This is a genomic window from Bdellovibrio bacteriovorus (assembly GCF_025558485.1).
GTDB classification, from domain to species: Bacteria; Bdellovibrionota; Bdellovibrionia; order Bdellovibrionales; family Bdellovibrionaceae; genus Bdellovibrio; species Bdellovibrio bacteriovorus_G.
This window is the reverse complement of the sequence record NZ_CP102930.1, coordinates 840,213-857,642: the sequence shown is the minus strand read 5'-3', so window position 1 is coordinate 857,642 and position 17,430 is coordinate 840,213. Positions and strand designations below refer to the sequence as shown.

At 48.4% G+C, this 17,430-nt stretch carries 15 protein-coding genes; 11 read left to right on the top strand and 4 right to left on the bottom strand.

What is annotated here, in order from left to right; all coding sequences use genetic code 11:
• Window positions 1-5: 5 nt before the first annotated feature.
• The 6 genes from EZJ49_RS04340 to EZJ49_RS04315 are packed head-to-tail and all read left to right on the top strand — an operon-like array spanning window position 6 to window position 5,318.
• Window positions 6-863, top strand: coding sequence for an SCO family protein (locus EZJ49_RS04340; protein ID WP_262554672.1), 858 nt, complete (start codon window positions 6-8; stop codon window positions 861-863).
• A 6-nt stretch (window positions 864-869) separates the two neighbouring features.
• Window positions 870-1,826 (top strand): cytochrome c oxidase subunit II, encoded by a 957-nt coding sequence (coxB, locus tag EZJ49_RS04335; RefSeq protein WP_262554671.1) that lies wholly within the window; start codon window positions 870-872, stop codon window positions 1,824-1,826.
• A 10-nt stretch (window positions 1,827-1,836) separates the two neighbouring features.
• Entirely contained in the window at window positions 1,837-3,444 is a 1,608-nt protein-coding gene (gene ctaD, locus EZJ49_RS04330; protein WP_262554669.1) for a cytochrome c oxidase subunit I, read from the top strand.
• Complete coding sequence (locus tag EZJ49_RS04325; RefSeq protein ID WP_262554668.1) at window positions 3,431-4,096, top strand: cytochrome c oxidase subunit 3 family protein; 666 nt, start codon at window positions 3,431-3,433, stop codon at window positions 4,094-4,096. Before ctaD ends, EZJ49_RS04325 begins: the two co-directional genes overlap by 14 nt.
• 3 nt (window positions 4,097-4,099) lie before the next feature.
• Window positions 4,100-4,435: a cytochrome C oxidase subunit IV family protein gene (locus EZJ49_RS04320; protein ID WP_262554666.1), complete on the top strand. Its 336-nt coding sequence runs from the start codon at window positions 4,100-4,102 to the stop codon at window positions 4,433-4,435.
• A 4-nt stretch (window positions 4,436-4,439) separates the two neighbouring features.
• A complete protein-coding gene (locus tag EZJ49_RS04315; protein WP_262554664.1) occupies window positions 4,440-5,318 on the top strand; it encodes a protoheme IX farnesyltransferase in 879 nt (292 codons plus the stop codon).
• Between the two features lie 52 nt (window positions 5,319-5,370).
• On the opposite strand, the gene maiA is transcribed toward EZJ49_RS04315, so the two are convergent.
• Window positions 5,371-6,030, bottom strand: a complete 660-nt coding sequence (gene maiA / locus EZJ49_RS04310) for a maleylacetoacetate isomerase (RefSeq protein WP_262554662.1) — start codon at window positions 6,028-6,030, stop codon at window positions 5,371-5,373.
• Window positions 6,031-6,093: 63 nt separating this feature from the next.
• Between maiA and EZJ49_RS04305 the strand changes: the two genes are divergently transcribed.
• The 3 genes from EZJ49_RS04305 (at window position 6,094) to EZJ49_RS04295 (ending at window position 8,542) form a co-directional block, all read left to right on the top strand.
• Window positions 6,094-6,819, top strand: coding sequence for a hypothetical protein (locus EZJ49_RS04305; RefSeq protein WP_262554661.1), 726 nt, complete (start codon window positions 6,094-6,096; stop codon window positions 6,817-6,819).
• Between the two features lie 167 nt (window positions 6,820-6,986).
• Window positions 6,987-7,550, top strand: coding sequence for a PorT family protein (locus tag EZJ49_RS04300; RefSeq protein WP_262554660.1), 564 nt, complete (start codon window positions 6,987-6,989; stop codon window positions 7,548-7,550).
• An 11-nt stretch (window positions 7,551-7,561) separates the two neighbouring features.
• Window positions 7,562-8,542: a fumarylacetoacetate hydrolase family protein gene (locus EZJ49_RS04295; RefSeq protein WP_262554658.1), complete on the top strand. Its 981-nt coding sequence runs from the start codon at window positions 7,562-7,564 to the stop codon at window positions 8,540-8,542.
• A 31-nt stretch (window positions 8,543-8,573) separates the two neighbouring features.
• Here EZJ49_RS04295 and EZJ49_RS04290 read toward each other — a convergent pair whose 3' ends face one another.
• Together EZJ49_RS04290 and EZJ49_RS04285 are read right to left on the bottom strand one after the other, a co-directional pair.
• A complete protein-coding gene (locus EZJ49_RS04290; RefSeq protein WP_262554657.1) occupies window positions 8,574-9,137 on the bottom strand; it encodes a superoxide dismutase family protein in 564 nt (187 codons plus the stop codon).
• A gap of 63 nt (window positions 9,138-9,200) precedes the next feature.
• Window positions 9,201-9,323 carry a hypothetical protein gene (locus tag EZJ49_RS04285; RefSeq protein WP_262554655.1) on the bottom strand — a complete coding sequence of 41 codons (123 nt, stop codon included), beginning with the start codon at window positions 9,321-9,323 and terminating at the stop codon, window positions 9,201-9,203.
• 215 nt (window positions 9,324-9,538) lie between these two features.
• Between EZJ49_RS04285 and EZJ49_RS04280 the strand changes: the two genes are divergently transcribed.
• Window positions 9,539-14,995, top strand: a complete 5,457-nt coding sequence (locus EZJ49_RS04280; RefSeq protein WP_262554653.1) for an alpha-2-macroglobulin family protein — start codon at window positions 9,539-9,541, stop codon at window positions 14,993-14,995.
• A complete protein-coding gene (pbpC, locus tag EZJ49_RS04275) occupies window positions 14,992-17,016 on the top strand; it encodes a penicillin-binding protein 1C (RefSeq protein WP_262554652.1) in 2,025 nt (674 codons plus the stop codon). Before EZJ49_RS04280 ends, pbpC begins: the two co-directional genes overlap by 4 nt.
• Here pbpC and EZJ49_RS04270 read toward each other — a convergent pair whose 3' ends face one another.
• Window positions 17,017-17,424, bottom strand: coding sequence for an OsmC family protein (locus EZJ49_RS04270; RefSeq protein WP_262554650.1), 408 nt, complete (start codon window positions 17,422-17,424; stop codon window positions 17,017-17,019).
• Window positions 17,425-17,430: the final 6 nt, after the last annotated feature.

Sequence of the window (17,430 nt, the reverse complement as noted above, 5' to 3'; positions counted from 1 at the left end):
TTGTATTGAAAACAAAAGCAATGAGAGCGGCGCTGGTAGCGTCCGTTCTCGTTTTGTTTTCGGCTCAGGCCTTTGCTTACGATGGTAAGCCTGCTCCGATGGTGGCCAGTGAAAAGCCCCAGGAGCTTGAAGGGGTCGGCATCGACGAAAAGTTGGGTTCTAAAATCGACCTGACTCTGAAAGTGAAAGACGATAATGGCCAGGAAGTGGCGTTGGGATCTTTCTTCGATGGCAAGCATCCGGTGATTATTTCGCCGGTGTATTTTTCCTGTCCGGGTCTTTGTAACTTCCACTTGAACGGTCTGACCGACGCGCTCAAGTTGATGGATAAAGAATGGACCGTAGGTAAGAAGTTTAAGTTGCTGTCTGTGAGTTTTGACTCAAAAGAGACTCCCGACTTGGCGGCACACAAAAAACAGACTTACATGAAACTGTATGATCGTGCAGGAACTGAAAAAGACTGGCACTTCATCACAGCGGATGAATCCACAGTGCAGGCGTTAACGCAGGCTTTGGGATTCAAGTTCAGATGGGACGAGAAAGCTCAGGAATGGGCGCACGCTTCGGCAGCGATTGTGATTACGCCGGACGGAACGATCTCGCGTTATCTGCCGGGGATTATGTTTAATCCTCAGGACATCAAGATTGCATTGAACGAAGCCACCGATGGGAAAATCGGAACCTTCGTCGATAGCTTGGTGCTTTATTGTTTTAAGTATGACCCACATCAAAGCAAGTACACGCTCGTTGCCTTCAACGTAATGAAGATGGGTGGGGCGGTAATGGTTTTGGTGATGGTAATTTGGTTATTGCCTGTATGGATTCGTGCTCGCAGAGAGCAGGACAATACGGCGGGGAGATAAAGGTACATGATGTGGTTTAATATTGCGAAGGCCCAATCCTTCATGCCCACGCAAGGAACCGAGATTGCGAAGCAGGTCGACAATCTTTATGGATTCTTGCTTGTAACAAGTTTTATTGCCTGCGTGCTTGTCATCGGTGGGATGATCTACTTCGTCTGGAAGTACAGACGTAAGACTCCTAATGATAAAACAGCATATATCTCTCACAACACCGCTTTGGAGTTCCTGTGGTCATTCATCCCACTGGTTATCTTCCTGGGTGTGTTCGGTTGGGGCTGGTACATCTACCATCAAATGCGTGCGATGCCTAAGAATGCGTTGGAAATCAACGTCCTGGGCAAACAGTGGGCATGGGAAGTTGAATACAAGAACGGTTACAAGACCGTGAATGAAATCGTGGTTCCAATCAATCAGGACGTTAAGATTCTTCTGACTTCTTCTGATGTGATCCACTCCTTCTTCGTTCCGTCTTTCCGTATCAAGCAGGATGCGGTTCCGGGTCGTTACACGGCTTTGTGGTTCAAAGCGGACAAACTGGGTGATTTCCACTTGTTCTGTACTGAGTACTGCGGAACTTCCCACTCTGGGATGATCGGTAAATTGAAAGTCGTGTCTCGCGAGGACTTCGACAAGTACATGGAACAAGGTCAGGAAGAAAGAAATCTTCCGCTGGGTGAAAAAGGTAAGAAATTGTTTGCGGTTAAGGCCTGTGCGTCCTGCCACGCTGTGGACAGCCCGGCAACAATGGTCGGTCCTTCTTTGTTCCAGAAGTTTGGTCACGAAGAAACAATGGATGACGGAACTAAGATCATGTTCGACGAAAACTACATTCGCGAATCCATTCTTGAGCCGAACAAACATATCGTTAAAGGTTTCCCTAAAGGTGTTATGCCTACCTTCCAGGGTCAGTTGAACGAAAACGAACTTGGTGCTCTTGTCGAGTACATCAAGAATCTGAAGTAAGGAGTTGGGCATGGCGAAAACGACAGCTCACGGCGACAACTATATTAATTATGAAAAAGGTCTATGGTCCTGGTTGACCACGGTGGACCACAAACGTATCGGTTTGATGTATTTCATCACTGTTATGTTCTTCTTCTTCATCGGTGGGGTTATGGCCCTGTTGCTTCGTTTGGAACTTTTTGCTCCAAATACGGCACCAAACGTAGGTCAGATTCTTGCTAACGGTGATGTTTACAATCAGGTGATGACATATCACGGGGCGATCATGGTCTTCATGGTTATCGTTCCTGGTATTCCGGCGATCCTGGGTAACTTCTTCCTGCCATTGCACATCGGTGCAAAGGACGTGGCCTTCCCTAAGATCAATCTTCTAAGCTGGTACTGCTTCATGGCCGGTGCGATCCTGGCGATTGCAACGTTCTTCACAACTAAGATCGACACGGGTTGGACTTTCTACACTCCATACTCCATCAGAACGGGTACTGCCACAGCGTTGATGGTTCTTGCCGCCTTCATCATGGGGATGTCCTCCATCTTGACAGGTTTGAACTTCATCGTGACTGTTCACAAACTAAGAGCACCGGGCATGACAATGCACAGAATGCCTTTGTTCGTATGGTCTTTGTATGCAACAGCGATCCTTCAGATGCTGGCGACTCCGGTTTTGGGTATCACATTGCTTCTTTTGGCAGTGGAAAGATTCCTGGGTATCGGTATCTTCGATCCTAAACTGGGCGGTGACCCGGTATTGTTCCAGCACTTCTTCTGGTTCTACTCTCACCCTGCGGTTTACATCATGGTTATCCCGGCAATGGGTATCGTGTCTGAACTGATCACGACTTTCTCCAAGAAAGTGATCTTCGGTTACACGGCAATTGCATACTCTTCATTGGGTATTGCGGCGGTGTCCTTCTTCGTTTGGGGTCACCATATGTTCGTGTCCGGTCAGTCTGAAACGACTGGTATCATCTTCTCCTTCCTGACAATGCTGGTAGGGGTTCCGACGGCGATCAAGATGTTCAACTGGGTGGCGACGTTCTATAAAGGTTCCGTCGAATTCCGCACTCCAATGTTGTACGCACTGGGCTTCATGTTCCTGTTCGCCATCGGTGGTGTGACGGGTATCATGCTGGCTACTCTTCCAATCGACGTTCACTTCCACGATACTTACTTCGTGGTGGCGCACTTCCACTACGTGATGGTGGGTGGTACATTGATGTCCTTGATGGGTGGTTACTACTACTGGTTCCCAAAAATGTTCGGCAAGATGTACAGCGAATCCACAGCTCGCATGTCCTTCGTGTTCATCTTCATCGGCTTTAACGTGACCTTCTTCCCTCAGTTCATCCTGGGCGCAATGGGTATGCCTCGTCGTTACTTCGACTACATCCCGGCTTATGAAACTCTGAACAAGATCTCCACTGTTGGCTCTTGGCTGATCGGTATCGGCTTCTTGTTCGGTCTATACACAATCGTTCACGGTCTATTGAAAGGTGAGAAAGCTCCGATGAATCCTTGGGGCTCTAAAACGTTGGAATGGCAGACGCCGTCTCCTCCTCCTCACGACAACTTCAGTGTTGAACCAGTAGTAACAGCGGGGCCTTATGAGTACAGATAATCACGCACACGGCGCACATACAGCGCACGTCGCTCACCATTTTAAAACTGCTGACCAGCAATACTCTTCCGGTAAGGAAGGTATCTGGCTGTTCATGCTGACAGAGATCCTGATGTTCGGTGCGATCTTTGTTGGTTACTTCTACTACCATAACCAGTACCCGGAGATGTTCGCGGAAGGCGCGAAGTCTTTGGATTGGAAAATGGGCTTCGTGAACACCCTTGTGCTGATCTTCTCTTCTTTCACAATGGCGATCTCGATTTCCTTCATCCAAAAGAACCAGCAGAAGAAAGCTGTGTTGGCTTTGGCCACCACCATTCTGTGTGCTGCGATCTTTATGGTGATCAAGTACTTTGAATACCAGCATAAATTCCACTTGGGTCTGTACCCAGGGAAATTCCTGGATGCTGCAAAAGTGGGTGCGGAACATGCAAACCTTGGTTTGTACTTCGGCTTCTACTACACAATGACAGGCCTGCACGGTATCCACGTTATGATCGGTATCGGACTGATCACTTGGTGCTTGCTGCGCACGGTTCGTGGCGACTTCCACAGTCAGTACTGGATTCCGGTTGAGGGTGTTGGTTTGTTCTGGCACATCGTCGATTTGATCTGGATCTTCCTGTTCCCTCTTTTATATTTGGTGGGGTAATACATGGCTCAAAATAATGACAACAACGCGAATGTTCTTCATCCACACATCACACCAATGGCAACTTACTTCAAAGTTGCTTTGGCCTTGTTTGGTCTGACTTTCCTGACAGTATTTGCGCATCAATTCCATCACCAAATGGGTTCTTGGGCGGCTCCAGTGGCATTCTTGATTGCTTTGATCAAGGCGTCTCTTGTAATCCTTTGGTTCATGCACTTGAAAGATGACACGAAAATGAATCGTTTCATCTTTGCTATCGGCTTCGTCTTCCTGGCGTTGTTGTTCGGGATCTGTGCAATTGATTTCGCAACTCGTGTTCCTGAGTTCAGCCCACTATAAGATCGTGTTACGTACATACGCGGATCTTACCAAGTTTGGCATAGTCGTTTTTTCAGTCCTTGCGGGATTGGCCGGCTATGCCACCGGTTTTCAGATCGAAAACACATTTGATTGGAAAATCTTTTTAGAGACTCTGGCGGGGATTTATTTCCTTAGCTCGGGTTCTCTTGCACTTAACCAGGTGCAGGACTGGAAGATGGATGCCAAGATGCCTCGCACGGCCAAGCGTCCGATTCCGTCTGGTAAGATCAAACCGGCCGCGGCGGGTATTTTGTCCGTCTGTCTGCTGGTTGTTGGTTTGAACTTCCTTTTCACCCTGGAACCTGTTGCAGGTTGGGTGGGGTTGTTCTGTGTGTTTCTTTATAACGGTCCTTACACTTTGTGGTGGAAGCGTCGTTGGGCTTTTGCCGCTGTTCCGGGGGCGATCCCTGGGGCTTTGCCGGTGACCATCGGCTACGCAGTTGCAAATCCCGATATCTGGAATTCTGAATCCCTGTATTTGTTCCTGATCATGTTCTTATGGCAGATGCCACACTTCTGGGTTCTGGCGATTCGCTATAAAGATGACTACGCCAAGGGCGGTGTCCCGACATTGCCAGTGGCTTTAGGGATGGATCGTACTTTGTTCCAAGTGGGGCTTTATACTTTTGTGTATGTGGGTGTGGCTTTGGCGGCGCCAATGTTTGTTCATGCCAGTTGGATGTTCGTCCTTCTGACATTCCCATTCTGTTTCAAAGTTCTGCAAGAATTCTATCGCTACTATAAGTCCAACGGCACAGAACGCTGGCTGGCTTTCTTCATGTGGCTGAACGTTTCGATGCTGGTGTTCTTAGTCATCCCAGTCATCGACAAATGGAACTTCTTATTCATTAGTCACAACTAGGCGGCTGGACTTACTTTGGCGCGTGTTTTTGGCTGGCATTTTGGCGGCGCTTCTATTTCTTTTTGAATTCTTCTGGGGTGTCGATTTGTGCGAAGGGGTGGGCCTTCTGGAAGCTTTCCAGTTTTAGGCAGTTTTCGTTGATCTTTACCAGTGTCGGATATTGAGAGATATCGACTTTATATCTTTGTGATGTCAAAAGTTGTGGGATCAGGAACAGATCCGCCATGGTGATCTCATTGCCGAAACTATAAGTGCCTGAAAACTCTTTCAGGGTTGTTTCCAAAACCTCAAGGCCCTGTTTGACCCAGTGTTGAGCCCATTCGTCTTTTTGATTCTGGTCATAGCCGTGTTTGGCTTCCATGTATTTCAGGGTTTTCAAGTTAGCCATTGGATGCATGAAGGAATTGATCACCTCGCACACCTGACGGATGCGGGCCTTGGTGTATGCATCGTTTGGGAACAGCGGTTTTTCGGGGAAGACCTCGTCCAGATATTCCATAATCGCAAAGGATTCCGGAATGATTTTTCCGTTGTGGACCAGAGTGGGGACGCCGCCTAGAGGATTGATCTTTTTATAGTCAGCAGAAAGTTGTTCGCCTTTCAGCAGGTTGATCGGCTTGTACTCAAATTGCAGTTCCTTGTAATGCAAAGCCAGACGAACACGGTAAGAGGTGGAGCTGCGAAAATAGTTGTAAAGTACCATCGAGGCCATATACTGACTCCTATTGATTTTTATTGTCGGTGTGCTTTCGATACCCAGTCAAAGGACTTTTCGATGCCCAATCGTTTTATCTTTTCCCTGCGTTTTTCAACGAAAGTGTTCTTTAAGCTGGGTTTTCTGGCAGTGGCGTTGATCGCATTCATGACGTTGTTCCGCATGAACTTGTATTTCCTTTCAGTTTTTCATGCGACACCGAATGCGGCGTTTGTTGAAATTGCCCAATCCTTTTTTGCCGGTTTCAGATTTGATCTGCTGATTTTCGGATTTATCTTTTTGCCGATTTATTTCCTGGTGATCCTTCAGGCGTTTTCGCAAAAGTGGCCGAAAGCTTTGTTTGTATTTTATAAGCTCTATTTTGTGGTGGTTTGGTTTCTGATCTGTATTTTGACTTATGTGGACTTCTTCCACTTTGCAAAGTTTGGTCAGCGTATGCGTTGGGCTGAATACAGTCAGTGGAGCTTTGATCCGTGGTTGCAGCAATTCCAAACTATGCCGGCTAATCAATCGTGGATATTCACAGTGATCACCGTATTGCTATTCAGTCTTGGATACATGCTGGTGAAAAGCCTGAAGTTCGGCGACTGGAAGGATGAATACTCACCCCAGCCGGGTGGTAAGATTGAAATTCTGTTAAGAATCCTGCTGCCATTGGTTATTATCGTTCTTGCGGCGCGTGGCACAGTGGAAGCCCATCACCTTGCTTTGGAGCACAGTGAAGTCTCTTTGGATAAGGTTATCAATGAGATGGCATTAAATGCCCCCTGGTGCCTCGACAAATAAGTCGTACACCGGATCATTAGTTTTTAGCTGCGTTGCTTCGTCGGCGGTGTACTGGGAGTACGCCTTTCTCCTTGCGCCTTGTAAAAACTAATGCTTCGGCGTACTGGTGTTGGTAGTATTTACGGGAACTATTGAATAGTCTCAATCGGTTTTTTCAGGAGGATGTAATGAAGAAGTTAGCGGTTTTGGTTGTTGCGGCTTTGGGGATGATGTCTTCGGTTGCTTTGGCTGATATTGATTATGGTTTGGAAGTGGGTATTCGTCAGCAGTCCGGTGAAGTGGATGCGGCGACTTCTTCTGCTAAATCTCAGATGGGTTTCCAGTTTGGCGCGACGGCACATTTCCCGATTTCTGGTCCTTTGCATCTGCGCACAGGGATGCTGTTCACGCAAAGACCTTTGATTGCAAAGGATGACAATTCCGGCGATGAGGCAAAAATCAGCATGAACTATCTGGATATCCCAGTGGCGCTTATGTACAAATTTGAAGAGTACGCAGGTGTTTTTGCCGGGGTTTCTTTGGGTATGAATCTGGACAGCTCTTGTGATGCGACCGGCTGTAAGGTGACAGATGTTAAATCTCCTCTGATTCCATTGTTGATCGGTGCAAGCTTTAAGTTTGCTCCGCAGTTGGGTGCGACTTTGTATTATGAATCAGCAAGTGGTGAAGCGGCGAAAGGTCTAAAAGACTACCGTGCCGTGGGTGCTAACTTGATGATCACTTTTGACTAAGGATTTGTGACGTGAAACTAGGTTCCTTGAAATCTTCTGAAAGCAAAGATGGACAATTGTGCGTGGTCAGCCGTGATCTTAAGACGGCTGTAAAGGCCACTCATGTTGCTGCCAGTCTGCGTGAGGTGATGGAAAAATGGTCTGAAAAAGAGTCTGCTTTGCAGAAGCTCTATACGGACCTGAATGAAGGCAAAGCTTCCGGGGCTTTTGCTGTGAAAGAAGAGGACTTCCATTCCGCATTGCCCCGCACGTGGCTTTTTGCCGATGGCTCTGCCTTCATCTATCATATCAAACTTGTTCGCATGGCACGTAAGGCGGCTTTGCCGGAAACTTTGGCGACTGTTCCTTTGATGTATCAGGGCGAGTGTGGCCAGTTCCTGGCTCCGACAGAGGATATTCCACAACGTGATTTTTCTCACGGCACGGATTTCGAGGGTGAAGTGGGCGTTATCACTGATAATGTTCCAATGGGTGTCACTCCGGAAGAGGCTTTGAAGTACATCCGTTTGTATGTGCTGATTAACGACGTGTCTTTGCGCGGTCTGATCCCTGAAGAACTGGCGCAGGGCTTTGGTTTCTTCCAAAGTAAGCCGGCATCAGCGTTGTCTCCGTTTGCGGTGACGGCGGATGAACTGGGTGCTGCTTTGAAAGACGGTCGCATCCATCTTCCGTTACATGTAAAATATAACGGGGAATTCTTCGGTAAAGCCAACGCCGGTGCAATGCACTTCCATTTCGGCCAGTTGATTGCCCATGCGGCAAAAACCCGTAATCTGGCGGCAGGCACAGTAATTGGCAGTGGCACGGTTTCCAATGAAGAACACGGGAATGGTTCAAGTTGTCTGGCAGAAAAACGCATGATCGAACAGATTGAAGCAGGAGCTATTAAAACTCCGTTTATGAAGTCCGGTGATACGGTCGAGATGCAGATGCTGAATGAAAAAGGTGAAAGTATCTTCGGAAGAATCTTCCAAAAGGTGAAGGCTGTTTAAGCCTTCACCCTTTTTAAGAGGTTCTCTAAAACTAGAGAGCCTCGATCACTCCACACGCGATGCGTGCGCCGGAGTTGCCCGCAGGCTGGGATTTCAAGTCGTCTTTGTCTTTGTGAATGACCACAGCTTTACCAATGATGCTTTCCGGACCTTTCATGGTCATGCCTTCGATTGTCAAAGTCGTGTTGGCCTTGCTTTTGTTGTCTGCCACCAGATTGCCCAGATCGCCCACATGACGGCCAGTTACATCGTGACCTGCGTGATTGCCTTTGGACGGATTGAAGTGACCGCCAGCTGAAGAAAAGTCCGCCGCAGAGCAATCGCCATTTTCATGGATGTGGAATCCGTGAGGTCCCGGCTTGATGCCTTCAATCATGGTTTCGATTTTCATTTTTCCACCTTCTTCAGTAAAGTGGATGATGCCTTTTAGTTTGGAGCCTTTGACAGTTTTCAGAACAGCCTGAGCTTTCTGCGGGGCAGGAGCTGCGGCTTCGTGATTGTGATGATCGTGGTTATGTGTTTCGGCGGCTTTTTCCTTTTGCGCACAAGCTGCCATGGAAAGAGATACAAGCCCGATGAGTAACATGTTTTTCATATGAGATCCCCTTTCAGTGATTTATATGCAAAACAGTTTACTCATCAGAACTTGTCCATGTCATTACCCATTCGCAAAATAAGCGACAATACCGACCAGGATGAAAACACTCAGGTAAAAGTAGATGACCACGCGGCCCAAGCGGATTTTAGGAGCCAATCTGGCTCTGGTTTCAAGAGTCGTCATAAGGCCTCCTTTACTTCTTTGTATTATCTCATGTTTTGAAGCAACGTCTCCAATAGATAAAAGCTAAGATCCCTATAGAGAAAACCTTCAGGTCGCGCGTCCAGACTGGTCTAGTTTTTATCTGAACTGCACTTCGAGGGCATCGTCATAGGGCATCAACCAGTGACCATTTAGGGACACACAGACAAGCTTAGAAGACTGAAGGAGTTCTTCTTATGTTCAACGTCTTTATCTCTCTTCTTTTCTCTTTGGGATTTGCTCAGGAAAAAACTCAGGTAAGCACATTTACACCTCAAGGATACGTTAAGTCTGTAGAACAGGTTCGTATCGAATTTGCCAAGCCGATGGTTAAATTCGGTGAGCTCAATTTGGCAAGTCCTGCGCAAAGTGCCTGCTTCGACTTAAAAAAAGGGCAAGGGCGCTGGATCGACACGCGCAACTGGGTGTTTGATTATAAAGAACCTCTGGCGGGCGGCATTTCCTGTGTGGTCACTGTGCATGGGCAAGAGTATCGCTTTAATACCGGCGGACCTCATGTGAAACAGATTTTCCCGCAGATGTATCGCCCTATGGAACCGGAACAGAACTTTGTCATTGTACTGGATTCACCAGTTAAAAAAGAATCCCTGAAAACGGAAGCGTATTTTGTAGCGGAAGGCCTGGGGGATCGTTTGCCTGTGGTGGAAGTGACTGGTGCAGAAGCCGAAAAAATTCTTCAGGCTGCCAAGAACGAATACCAGTATGAAAAAGATGAATTCAAAGGTGACTATGTTGTCCTGAAATCGCAGCGTCCTTTCCCCGCCGGCAGTCGCATCAGTCTGGTTTGGTCCAAGTGGATTCAATCGCCATCGGGGCACACTTCAAAAGAAGACGAAACTTTTGAGTTTCAGGTAAGAGAACCCTTCAAGGCCGAGTTTGGCTGTGAGCGTGAAGGCGCGGGGAAGCCTTGCGTGCCATTGTTAGGGATGCGTCTGTCTTTTAGCTCCTCAATCAGTTTGCAGGATGCCCGCCAAATTTATATTGAAACTTCCGATAAGAAAACTATCAAACCCACAGGTTTGGATGATCAAAGCCCCAAGGAGCGTATTAGCTATCTGGAGTTCAAGGGACCTTTTGCACAAAAGTCTTTATTCACAGTGGTGATACCCAAAGGCTTGAAAGATGAAGATGGCCGTTTACTTGCAAATCAGGCGCAGTTCCCTTTAAAGGTGAAAACGGGTGACGATCCAGCTTTGTTAAAATTTGCCGCAAGTTTTGGTGTGATCGAGGCGGGCCCGGATGCCGCCATGGCTGTGACTTTGCGCCGTGTGGAAAAGACTGTGGACACGCAGTTCGCCGGATGGACAGGACAGTTTAAAGCGGCCGATTTTAAATCCATTATGACGATGCTCAGTGAAGTGCAACAACGTCCCTATGGTGAAGAACCTTTGAAATGGAAAAACAAGCCATCACAAAAGATCCAGATTAAAAAGCCGGCCAATCCCGCGGAAACAGAAGTGGTCGGAGTGCCCTTGAAAGGCAACGGCTTTTACGTTGTGGAAATGAAAAGCCCTCTGTTGGGGGAAAGTCTGCTGGATAAAAAGAAGCCATTTTATGTGCGTTCCGCCGGGCTGGTGACGAATCTTTCGGTGCATGTGAAATACACGCAACAGGAAGCCTGGGTCTGGGTCACAGAACTAAAGTCGGCAAAGACGGTGGCAGGTGCAAAGGTGCAGATCTTTGATAACGCCGGAAATGTCATGGCAATAGCGACGACAGATGCCAAAGGCTGGGCTTCGTTCAAATTTGCAAAACCAATTTCTGACTGGAAAAGGGATGAAGCCGGCAGCTTTTACAGTGGGTTTTTCGCTGTGGCGGAAAAGGGTGATGATTTCAGCTTCACCCACACATCCTGGGATAAGGGAATTGAATCCTGGAGATTCCAGATTCGTGGCGGAGACAGTGAAAGCCCCTTTCTGGGACACGCCATTTTGGACCGCACACTCTTAAAACCTGAAGAAAAACTTTCTGCTAAAATCGTACTTCGTAAAACGACTCCTGACGGGCTGGGGCTTCCTTCTGCGACAGAGTGGCCGACGAAAATTTCCCTGATCCATGCCTCTGGATTGCAGTCCTTTAAGCTGCCCTTGAAGTGGAATCAGAAAACTGGGGTGGCTCAGTTCAGTTGGGCTGTTCCTGCTGGAGCGAAGCTTGGCAGCTGGTCACTGACTTTGGAACGTGAAAAACCGGCGATGCAAATTTCCGTGGGCGATGTGTCGGTGGAAAGTTTCCGTGTTCCTTTAATTCAGGTTCGTGTCGATGGTCGCCAGCCTTCGTATGTCTTGCAAAAGGATATTCCCGTGCAGGTTTCCGGCACGTACTTCTCTGGCGGCCCGACAGGGGATTTACCAGCTAAAATGCGCTGGAGCGTGGAGCCCGGCTATTTCTCTCCGCAGGATGATGATTTCAGTGACTACACTTTTGCCAATGGGGCTGTAAAAGAAGGTTTGTTCCGTCATGGGGAAAGTGACAGCAATCGTTATATTCCCCAAAGTGGTGTTAAGGATTTCCATCTGAATAAACAGGGAGTGGCTGAAGAAACCGTTAGCGGAGTCAAGTATGCGGCCGGTCCTCAGAATCTGCGCGCGGAAGTGGAATTTAAAGACCCTAATGGAGAAATTCAAAGCGTCAGCCGCACATTCCCTTTGTGGCCATCGTCAACGGTTCTGGGGATTAAGGCCCGTGGCTGGTCCGCCACACAGGATTCCGTCGAATTTGACGTGGTGGCTTTGGATCTGCAGCAAAAAGCCCTGAAGAATCAATCCGTGCAGGTCGATCTTTTCACCAGCAGATATTATTCACACCGAAAGCGTCTGGTCGGAGGATTCTATGCTTACGAGGACTTTCAGGAATACAAGAAAGTCGCAGAGCTGTGCAAAGGCTCCACCGATGCAAAAGGGCAGTTCCTGTGTCGAGGAAAATCCCAGGTGGCTGGTAATGTGATTGCGGTGGTTTCTACCAAAGACTCTCAAGGCCGTGTCAGTTACGCCAATGTTTCACAGTGGATTCTAAAACGTGGTGAAACTCAGTGGTTTGGGGCCGATGACAATGATCGTGCAGATTTGATTCCATTTAAGAAAAGCTACGAACCTGGCGAAGTGGCAGAGTTCCAACTGCGCACTCCTTTCCCACAGGCCAAGGTTTTGGTGACGGTGGAACGCGATGGTATCCTGTCTTCTGAAGTACTGGACGTGTCCGGAGAAAAACCAACAATCAAGATTCCAATTAAAAAAGAATATGCGCCTAATGTGGTGGTATCGGCTTTTGCCATACGCGGTCGTCTGGCTGATCCAAAACCGACGGCGTTGGTGGATTTGGCAAAACCTGCTTACAAACTGGGGCTTGCCCAGATTAAAGTGGGGTGGAAAGAAAATACGCTGAAAGTTTCTGTTGCGACAGATAAGAAAACTTATAAGGCCCGCCAGAAGGCGCAGGTCACTGTTAGCGTGAAAGATCATCTGGGACGTCCGGCCACTCAGGCCGAGGTGGCGCTGGTGGCAGTGGATGAAGGTCTGCTGGCCTTGCGTGATAACGATTCGTGGGATCTGTTGTCATCGATGATGCGCTTGCGTCCTCATTCCGTGCAAACGGCCACTTCACAAACTCAGGTGGTGGGGAAACGTCACTTCGGTCTGAAAGCTCTTCCGATTGGTGGTGACGGGGGCGGTGGTTTGCGCCGGGAACTGTTTGATACCCTGTTGTATTGGAATCCTTCTGTAAAACTTAATTCACAGGGCGAAGCCAGAGTGAATGTGGCTCTGAATGATTCAACCACCAGCTTCAGGATTGTGGCGATTGCTTTGCAGGGTAAGGATCAGTTTGGAACAGGGTGGACCTCGATTCAATCCTCTCAGGATCTAATGATTCTGCCGGGGCTTTCTGCGGTTGTCCGCGAAGGTGATGATTTCCGCGCGGGCTTTACCGTGCGCAATGCCTCGTCATCAGCACAAAGTGTGAACCTGACCCTGACAGTGACACCGCAACAAGCGGGTTTGAAAGCGCAGGAACTGCGTTTGAATCCGGGCGAAGCGAAAGAGCTCTTCTGGAATATCAAAGCTTCAGAGGCCGGGACTTTGACTTACGTTCTGACCGCCAAAGATTCTCAAGGACAGATGATGGATGAAATCAAGAAAGTACAAACCATCCTGCCTTTGCGGGTGGCAAGAATCTATCAAAGCCAATGGGGAGCATGGCCGGATTTGAAGAAACTTTCGTTGCAGCAGCCTCAGGGGGCTGATCCGGCAAAAAGCTCGGTTCAAGTGGAAGTTGCAAGTTCCTTGGGTGCTTCGAGCGCAGGGATTCAGGATTTCTGGAAGAACTACATGTTCACCTGCCTTGAACAACAAGTGTCCCGCACGGTGTCTTTGAATGATAAGAAATCCTGGCAGAAGCTGGAGGAAAAGTTAGATGCCTATATCGACAGCAACGGACTGCTTCGTTACTTCCCGGGAAATTCGCCAGGCAGTGTGAATTTAACGGCGTACATTCTAAGTGTGGCCCATGAAGCTGGATTTACATTCAGCGATGATCATGAAGCGCGTTTACTGGATGCCATGAATGCCTTCGCCGAAGGGCGCCTGAATGACGGTGGGGAATTTAATCGCGCCGATACAGTTTTAAAGAAAATTTCTGTTTTTGAAGCGCTTTCCCGCTATCGCCGCCTGAACGTGGATCTGCTTTCGGGTGTGGATTATCAGCCGAATCAATGGCCTTTGTACAGTTTGGTGGAATGGTACCAAATCCATCTGTGGGAAAAGGATCTTCCTGGACGGGAAAAGAAGCTGGCGGAAATCGAGCCTGTGCTTAGAAATCGTTTCTATTTCTCGGCTAAAAAACTGCAACTGAGGGAAGAGGGTCTTGAAGCTATGCCGTGGCTGATGCGAGATTCAGAAAGCTCCATCCTAAGACTGATTCTGACCACGGTGACTTTGCCACAGTGGAAACAGGATGCTCCAAGATTGTTCCAGGGCGCTCTGGCTCGTCAGGATCACGGGGCCTGGAGTTTGACAGCGGCCAATGCGTGGGGCTCTTTAACCGCGAGAAAGCTTCAGGAAATATATCCTGAAAAAGTGAAAGGTACTTTTGCCGCGACTTTAAATAAGAACTCGCAGACATGGAACTGGGTAAAAGGCGGAAATGGAATCCTAAACCTGCCATGGACGACTTCAGCGGGCGATCTGATACTGGAACAAAATGGTGCCGGCAATCCGTGGATTACTGTTTCTGCCAAAGCTGCGATTCCGGTCAGCAAGCCGGTTTTTGCAGGCTTTAATGTGGAAAAGACCATTATGGCCATCGAACAGAAAAAGAAAGGTGTGTGGAGTGTTGGTGATACTGCCAAAGTTCAGCTGAAGATCAGAGCCAAAGCTGCGCAAACCTGGGTGGTGGTGGAAGACCCAATTCCGACGGGCGCCAGTATTTTACAGACATCATATGCGACTTCTGTTGAAAGAAGGCCGGAACTGGTTCGTTTCTATCATTCCTGGTTCCCTCAGGAGGAACAGGTGATTGAATATACCTTGCGCTTTAATCAGGTTGGAACTTATCAGCTTCCGGTCACACGAATTGAAGCCATGTACAGTCCGGATCTGTTTGCAGAGTTGCCGGAATCAGTGTGGAAGGTTCAAGAGTGAAGAAGAAACTGATTGCGTGTATTGTCGCCGGAACTTGCGCTGTGGGGCTTGCCACAGGGCTGGGGTATTATGTCAATACGGCACCTGATGTGCCGGACTTTGTAAAAGTGGAGGCTTCTTATAAGAGTTCGGATCTTTTCCTTGTGGATCGTAAAGGTCAGCCATTGCAGCAATGGCGACAGGATATGTCCAAGCGGTCTTTTCTTTGGGTGAAGTATAAGGATATTTCACCGGAATTGATTTCAGCGGTGCTGCTTTCGGAAGACAGAAATTTCCAAAGCCATCATGGGGTGGACTGGAAAGCTCTGGCTGCTTCGGCTTATCAGCGCAGCTTTAAGGATTCATCTCGTGGTGGCAGTACGATTTCCATGCAGCTGCTTAAACTGTTGCATCCACGCAAGGACCTGTGGCAGGGAGTTTCTGGAAAAATCCGGCAGATTGTGGCGGTATCGTTTCTGGAAAGCCGCTGGAGCAAAGAACAAATTCTGGAGGCGTACTTAAATTTAGTCGGCTTTCGTGGGGAAGCCCGTGGGGTCAGTGCGGCGGTTTGGAATATGTACGGTCAGACCCCTAGGGATGTTTCAAGGCTGGATGCAACTCTGTTGGCGGTTCTAATTCGCTCCCCGAATGCGGATGCCAAGCAGTGGGCACAGCGGGCCTGCTGGCAGGCACCGGATTTATGTGCGGCCTTTGAATCGCGCATTCGTCATGCAAATAATTTAAAAATGAACACCAGCAATGAGGCTCTGCATTTGGCGCAAAGGATTTCCCGCGAAGGACAGCGGGGTCTTGTGCAGACAACGCTGGATAGGGAACTGCAAAACTATATTCAGGAACAGATTACGGGGCAGATCCGAAAGCTCAAAGAGCAGAACGTGAACGATGCCGCCGTTCTGGTGATTGAAAATGCCACGGGTGAAGTCTGGGCTTACGTGGGTGGTTCCGGTGGGGATCTTTCGTCAGCGCCGTATGTGGATGGGGTGCAGGCTTTGCGACAGGCCGGCTCTACTTTGAAGCCTTTTTTGTATGCCACAGCCTTTGAAAAGAATCTGCTGCATGCCGAATCGTGGATCGAGGATTCCGCAGTGGACATTGTTTTTGATCGCGGTGTTTATAAGCCGCAAAACCATGATCGCCAGTTTTATGGCTGGGTGATGGTGAAGACCGCGCTGGGTTCTTCGTTGAATGTCCCGGCGGTGAAAGTATTTAAACTGCTGAATGATGACTCCTTCTGGAGCAAGCTTAAGAATCTGAACTTCAAAAACCTGGAAGACCCGGAGCACTACGGCCCGGCTTTGGCACTGGGTGTGGCGGATGTGACCCTGGAAGATCTGACTCTGGCATATCGCAGTCTTGCGCGTGATGGGTATTTTGGTCCAATGAAATGGCAGGCGGATGAAGTTTTGTCTTCCGCACAATCTGTGTTTACACCTGAAAGTGCCAAAGAAGTGCGTAAGATCCTTTCTGAAAATCAAAATCGGGCTTTGGGGTTTGGTCTTGATTCCGCTTTGGCTTTATCCGGGGCTGCCGTGAAAACGGGAACCAGCAAAGACATGCGTGATAACTGGTGTGTTGGCATGAACGAGCGTTTCACTGTCGGCGTTTGGGTGGGTAACTTTGGCGGGGAACCGATGTGGAATGTGATGGGTGTTACGGGGGCGGCTCCCATCTGGAAGAAAACCATGATGTGGTTGCAGGAACACTATCCCTCGGAAGAAATCAAACTGGCTGAAAGCAATCACACAAGTGTTTCAAAGCCACAAACCTATCCAGGGGCACGGATTTTATATCCACAGGATGGAATGATTCTGGCTTTAGACCCTGGAATTCCGGCAGCAAATCAGAAAATGCCTTTGCTGGTTGAAAATTCTCAGCACCGTGATTTGTACTGGCAGATTAATGAAAATGAAAAGATAAAGGCGACCGATTCCTATCTGTGGTCGCCTTCCGTGGGCCGCCATCGTTTTTCCCTTTTTGAGGGGGAAAAAAAGCTGGGCGAAGTGTCAGTGCTGGTTAAGTAATTAAATGTCGTAGTGGAATAAAACGGGGATCTGCATATCAGGATGCACGCTTTGTTTCACCGGGCAGGTATTGGCGATTTGTTCCAGTTTTTTGCGATAGTCGTGCGGAATATTCTGAGGCATGTGCAAAACCACGTTCAGCTTTACGATACGACGGGGATTTGTGCCCATTTCTTTTTCAACTTCGACGCGTGTGCCTTTTAGTTCAACGCCATCTTTTTCTGCGGCGATAGCCATGACCGTCATCATGCAGGAACCTATAGCGGCACCCAAAAGATCCGTCGGAGAAAAGGCTTCGCCCTTGCCGTTGTTGTCGCGCGGAGCATCTGTTTCAATGCGCGCTGAAGACGGGGCGTGCGTGATTTCACAATGTTTTTCACCTTGATAAACTGCAGACATTTTAACCATGAGGTA

Bases quoted from the DNA above. Each gene is read 5' to 3' on its own strand.
- EZJ49_RS04305 (WP_262554661.1), top strand. From the start codon at position 6,094: ATGCCCAATCGTTTTATCTTTTCCCTGCGTTTTTCAACGAAAGTGTTC.
- EZJ49_RS04320 (WP_262554666.1), top strand. From the start codon at position 4,100: ATGGCTCAAAATAATGACAACAACGCGAATGTTCTTCATCCACACATC.
- maiA (WP_262554662.1), bottom strand. From the start codon at position 6,030: ATGGCCTCGATGGTACTTTACAACTATTTTCGCAGCTCCACCTCTTAC.
- ctaD (WP_262554669.1), top strand. From the start codon at position 1,837: ATGGCGAAAACGACAGCTCACGGCGACAACTATATTAATTATGAAAAA.
- EZJ49_RS04290 (WP_262554657.1), bottom strand. From the start codon at position 9,137: ATGAAAAACATGTTACTCATCGGGCTTGTATCTCTTTCCATGGCAGCT.
- EZJ49_RS04280 (WP_262554653.1), top strand. From the start codon at position 9,539: ATGTTCAACGTCTTTATCTCTCTTCTTTTCTCTTTGGGATTTGCTCAG.
- EZJ49_RS04285 (WP_262554655.1), bottom strand. From the start codon at position 9,323: ATGACGACTCTTGAAACCAGAGCCAGATTGGCTCCTAAAATCCGCTTG.
- coxB (WP_262554671.1), top strand. From the start codon at position 870: ATGATGTGGTTTAATATTGCGAAGGCCCAATCCTTCATGCCCACGCAA.
- EZJ49_RS04270 (WP_262554650.1), bottom strand. From the start codon at position 17,424: ATGGTTAAAATGTCTGCAGTTTATCAAGGTGAAAAACATTGTGAAATC.
- EZJ49_RS04300 (WP_262554660.1), top strand. From the start codon at position 6,987: ATGAAGAAGTTAGCGGTTTTGGTTGTTGCGGCTTTGGGGATGATGTCT.
- EZJ49_RS04325 (WP_262554668.1), top strand. From the start codon at position 3,431: ATGAGTACAGATAATCACGCACACGGCGCACATACAGCGCACGTCGCT.